Genomic DNA, 5,177 nt, shown 5'->3' with positions numbered 1-5,177 from the left:
AATTGGAATTGTGGTGGGTTCGGTCGTGGGGCGTTTGATTCAGGGAATATTAGCGATCGCAGCTGTCATCGTCTTTCTGTGGCAAACTTTACCTCAGCTGATCGCAGGATACTAACGGAAGCGATCGCGAAAAACTACTCACCGATCGTTTAAGGCTCCGGGAACGTAAATACTCTACCTCCTGGCATCAAAATGAGTCGAATTTTATTAGTTTCCCCTGACGGAAAAGGCGACACAAATCGTTCTCCTAGAAGTGGCATTTCCGTTCTGTCTAAATAAGTTTCGTCTACTTTTCCGTGCGGAATAATCTGCCTTATAGATCCATCGTTATTCAATACCAAAGTGTACACCAAGCTAGTCGTCAAATTAGCAGGTGATTTCCAACGGTTGACGAAGTATCTATTAACTTCCGCTACGTGTGACGGTAATGCCGAAACATCCCGTTCTGGGAGCCGCCAATTTGGCGATATTTGAGCGCTTGTCGCTTGTCGCGATACAGGAGATGGCGCTATGCGAACGGGTGTTGCGGTAGGAAGCCGCAGAGGAGGTGGGAGAACTGGTGCAGGTGGTATGGGAGGTAATCTTAAAGATGGGGGAGGTGGTGGAGGTGGTATAGGACGTAATCTTAAAGATGGGAGAGGTGGTGATCGTCTCTGCGATAACCTGAGAGGTGGTAAGTTGAGAGTGGGAATGTTGGCGATGGGAAATATTGGCAAACCTCTTGTTCCCTGCACAGAAGCACCTGACAAATTAGTGTCATCTAAATTCGCATTCATTAAATAAGCGCGATTCAAATTCGACCGACTCAAATTAGCTTTACTTAAATTAGCGCGACTGAGATCCGCTTGACTGAGATTCGCATTTTGCAGATTAGCTTCAGTTAAATTAGCATCCGTAAGAATGGCAAAACTCAAGTCAGCACCGCTCAGGTTAGCCCCACTAAGGTCACATCTCGAACATTCTTTTGTTTGCAGCAGTTGTTTGACCTGCGAAGCATTAAAAGCATTTACTGGAGACAGTGACGGCAAAACATTCAAGAGTGCGACACTGCCGATCGTTTGAAGTTTTAACCAACATTTCCAGTTTTTCATCGCTAATTATAAGTTCCAGTTTTTATGGTATTGATTAATATCATATCCAGTTGCATCGTTTGCATAAAAAAATACGTTCTTATCTGACTTCTTATCTGCGTTCATCTGCGTTTATCTGCCTACATCTGCGGTAAAAATTTAACCGCCGACTCCCACAAATAATCCTTCGTATCAGTTTTACACTACCGATGCAACCGGACACGATATAAATATCTCAACTAGATATGACCAAATATTTTGACATTTGTCAAGAGTATCGGTAAAAAAACCGGAATCAAATTTTTCCAATTACACCCTTATCTCGACTTGCCCAAACAAAGGCAATAACAGCAACTACATAACAAGTAAAACCAGTCCAAAACGATGCCGATATGCTCGAATTAATGGCGATCGCCACTGCCAATACAGAGGCGCAAACTGAAGTTGCCCCGTTAATTCCCCACAACCAAGGCGTTAATTCGGTAGACTTTTTAGATGCTATCTGCATTCCCAGGGGAAATGCCATTCCCATAAAGAAACCCAAGGGTAAAAGGATGCCTGTTGCTACCAGAATGCGAACGGTTGTTGTGGCATTCTCAAATAGGGCGATCGCATGAGGAGTAAATCTGCCAAATACGTATAGAATAAATAACAGCAAAAACAGCCGTAAAGTTGCTGCACTTACCATACCTTGAGTGCTGACTTTTTGGGTGGAATAACTTCCCAAACCGCTGGAAAGCAATAAGGAAAACAGCACCACAGATAGTCCGTAAGTCGGATGTCCCAAAAAGACAATCAATCGCTGCATTTGGGAAATTTCTACCAACATAAAGCCCAAACCTATGCCAGCGAAAAATAGGGAAAGTGGCAAAGCATCTTTTAAAATCGCCTTTTTTGTGGTAAGAAGCAGCGGCACAATAATGCAGAGAAATGTCAGCACTACCACAATTATGAGTAAAGCGCCCAAAATTACAACTGCTTTCAGGTTAGAACTCCAAGCTTCCTGATACCAGAGTTTTGGATTGAAGGCATCTCGCAGGCGCAGCATATTAAAGAAAAAGGGACTGTCATCAGTGGGTGGCGCAATATTGAGAGGAAATTTAGCTACAAATTCATCGAGTTTTTTGTCATCGGCAATTGTTTTAAAGTTATTATCTATAGCAAATTGCGGACTGAGTGCGATTTCAAATTGCATTTGCTTAGCAACTTTTTGCAGGGTATCCAAATCTTGTTTGGAAAATGGTTGTTTGCTTACCAGCATTGTGCCCACACCAGTCGCCTCATTTTCGTTTCCGCCAAACATTCGCCTGACAATGATGATGCGATCGCGTGTATTTTCAATTCCCAATTTTTTCAGGGAAGCAGTCGCCAAAGCAGTCAACCTATACATCTCACCCGGATTATTTCCCACATACCAACGGGATAGAGTTAAAATACCCTTATCGGTGAGATGTTCTAGGAAAACTTTCCAACCTTCAATGGTGTAAAGTGAATTTTCTGATAGTACAAATGCACCCGATGCAGTTGCAGCCCAAGTGTCAATTAAGGAAACCTGAATTAGATCGAATTTATCTTGCGATCGAGCAATGTAGCTACGTGCTTCATCAGCTACAAAAGTAACTTTAGGATTTTTATCTAAATGTCCGGTAAAATCACCAAACTTTTTAGTTATGGCGTTGATGATATCGTGATTAATTTCAACTCCCAAAACCGACTTTTGTCCAAACAATAAAGCCGAAAGTATATCCCTACCGCCGCCACTGCCGATCGCCAAAACTTTGGCATTTTTACGAAGATAATGAGCTAAATTGGTGATATCGTATTTTAGATATTCCAATTTACTGAAATCCCCATCAAACTTGGTGATAACCGTAGCAGCGCTAGCATCTATTTTTAATACTCGCTCTTCGATTTTATCCTTAAAAGGAACAACTGCACTAAACCCCCAACCAAAGGGATGTTCCGGGTCTCTATCTTCGCTGACAGTAATTCTAGAAAAAGAATTCCACTTTTCGTAGATTGGTGCTGATTCAAACTTTCCTTTCACCCACATTAACCGCAGTAAAGGAGATTGCTGATTTACCAAAATTGTGTTAATTACAGCAAAGGAACCGAGTAAAATTGTAGATATTAAAGCAATTTGTATGAGTTTTTTTGATGCCGCATCAGATGCAAATAAAATAGCACCGATACTAGCAAGAAAAGCAACTATAATTACTGCTGTTGGCCCATCGGTGATGCCGATAATGTATACGAGGAGGATGCAGCCAAGCGATGCACCAGCAAGGTCGTAAGCATAAAGTTTGCTAACTTGGTGAGGAAATTTTGTCAAAGCCAAACATATACAAATTCCACTGAATAAAAATGGTATTGATATTACTATATATGTTAAAGTTAGTGAAGCTATTCCTTCGATCGACAAGCTGGGAACGAACGGAATATTTATATGTGCTAAAAAGCTAATAACAATCGAGATAGCAAACAGTAAAGAAGTACTAGCTAAATGAAACTTTGCTCGTTCTTTAGTAAAATAGTTGGGCAACAAATATACCAAAACTGCGCCTAATGTCATCCCGAACATCGCTACCGATGTAGCCATAAAAGCAAAATGATACCACATCGTCACGCTGAAAATGCGCGTGAGCAGGATTTCAAACATCAAAGTTGCGAGTGCGATCGCAAATAACCCTGCATAAGTTTCTCTCTTCACCGTGACTTCTGCGTTCATACTCCTCACACTGTTAAGTTCAATCGCAAACAAAAACAAACAAATAATTGCTTCGTGCTTTTGTATCTAGCAAATTACTCACCAATCTATATGAGTATAGGATGCGATCGACCAAAGCGCCAGATCTGGATCTAGATTTCCCCTAATTGTAACTGAGGATATTCTGCTAAGAAACATAAACCTGCCGATAATAAGCCTGATATTCTTCTGACAGCAATGGTTCCCACCAATCGCGATGAGTTAAATACCATGCAACCGTTTTTCGTAAACCCTCTTCAACCGTGACAGAAGGAGTCCAACCCAACTGAGTTTTCAGCTTAGTAGAATTAATCGCATATCTGCGATCGTGTCCCGGTCTATCCTTCACAAAGGTAATCAAATTACTGCAAGGACGCACAGGCAAATCGGGAGATAATTCATCCATTAACTGACACAAAGTTTTCACTAAATCGATATTTTTAACTTCGTTATTTCCCCCAACATTGTAAGTTTCACCCGGTTTGCCGCGATGAATAACAACATCCAAAGCACGACAATGGTCTATCACAAAAAGCCAATCGCGCACATTTTGACCATCTCCATAAACCGGCAGATTTTTGCCGATTAAAGCATTAATACACATCAGCGGAATCAGCTTTTCGGGAAACTGATAGGGGCCGTAATTGTTAGAACAATTAGTGATAATTGTCGGCAAACCGTAGGTGTGGTGATAGGCGCGAACTAAATGGTCGCTACCGGCTTTGGACGCCGAATAAGGACTGTTGGGAGCATAAGGTGTCGTTTCTGTAAAGGCCGGATCGTTAGGGCCAAGGCTACCGTAAACTTCATCTGTGGAAACGTGGAGAAAGCGGTATTGTTGTTCCCCCTCGTTGACGGCGGAGTTAGCGGTAATATTCCAGTGTTGTCGAAAAGCTTCCAGCAGGGTGAAAGTACCGACTACATTGGTTTGGACAAACGCACCAGGGCCTAAAATAGATCGATCGACATGAGATTCAGCGGCAAAATGGGCAACAGTATCGATCTTTTCTGCTTGTAATAATCGATCGGCGAGGGCGCGATCGCATATATTCCCCTCCACAAACCGGAAATTTGGTCGTTCCTCCAAAGCTGCCAAAGTGCGACGATTTCCTGCATAAGTAAGCGCGTCGAGAACTACCACCCGATCGTCGGGATAATTTTCGCACCAGTAATGCACGAAATTCGAGCCGATAAACCCAGCACCACCCGTTACCAGCAATCGTCGGGGTACTCGATCGTTATTTTCTTTCCTAGAGTTTGTCATTTTCTGAAATTTTTACCTGCTCCGGTTTAAACTTTTGTCAGCCGTATTATAAGGAAGTCTATCAGTTGGTGTGAGGAGACTTATGGTGACTCAGGTG

General features: G+C 42.3%; 3 protein-coding genes. All 3 read right to left on the bottom strand.

Going from position 1 to position 5,177, the window contains the following annotated elements; all coding sequences use genetic code 11:
* Positions 1 to 149: 149 nt before the first annotated feature.
* Positions 150 to 1,091 (bottom strand): pentapeptide repeat-containing protein, encoded by a 942-nt coding sequence (locus tag H6S82_RS32790; RefSeq protein WP_199315076.1) that lies wholly within the window; start codon positions 1,089 to 1,091, stop codon positions 150 to 152.
* A gap of 274 nt (positions 1,092 to 1,365) precedes the next feature.
* Positions 1,366 to 3,798 carry a hypothetical protein gene (locus H6S82_RS17175; protein ID WP_190461184.1) on the bottom strand — a complete coding sequence of 811 codons (2,433 nt, stop codon included), beginning with the start codon at positions 3,796 to 3,798 and terminating at the stop codon, positions 1,366 to 1,368.
* 166 nt (positions 3,799 to 3,964) lie between these two features.
* The gene (rfbB, locus tag H6S82_RS17170) at positions 3,965 to 5,080 is read right to left on the bottom strand and encodes a dTDP-glucose 4,6-dehydratase (RefSeq protein ID WP_190461182.1); all 1,116 of its coding nucleotides are present in this window, start codon (positions 5,078 to 5,080) and stop codon (positions 3,965 to 3,967) included.
* Between the last annotated feature and the right edge of the window lie 97 nt (positions 5,081 to 5,177).

The organism is Planktothrix sp. FACHB-1355 (genome assembly GCF_014748295.1).
GTDB lineage: Bacteria > Cyanobacteriota > Cyanobacteriia > Cyanobacteriales > Aerosakkonemataceae > Aerosakkonema > Aerosakkonema funiforme_A.
This window is presented reverse-complemented; position numbering and strand designations above follow the sequence as displayed.

Excerpts from the sequence above, each read along its gene's own strand:
- H6S82_RS32790 (WP_199315076.1), bottom strand. The coding sequence starts at position 1,091 with ATGAAAAACTGGAAATGTTGGTTAAAACTTCAAACGATCGGCAGTGTC.
- rfbB (WP_190461182.1), bottom strand. The coding sequence starts at position 5,080 with ATGACAAACTCTAGGAAAGAAAATAACGATCGAGTACCCCGACGATTG.
- H6S82_RS17175 (WP_190461184.1), bottom strand. The coding sequence starts at position 3,798 with ATGAACGCAGAAGTCACGGTGAAGAGAGAAACTTATGCAGGGTTATTT.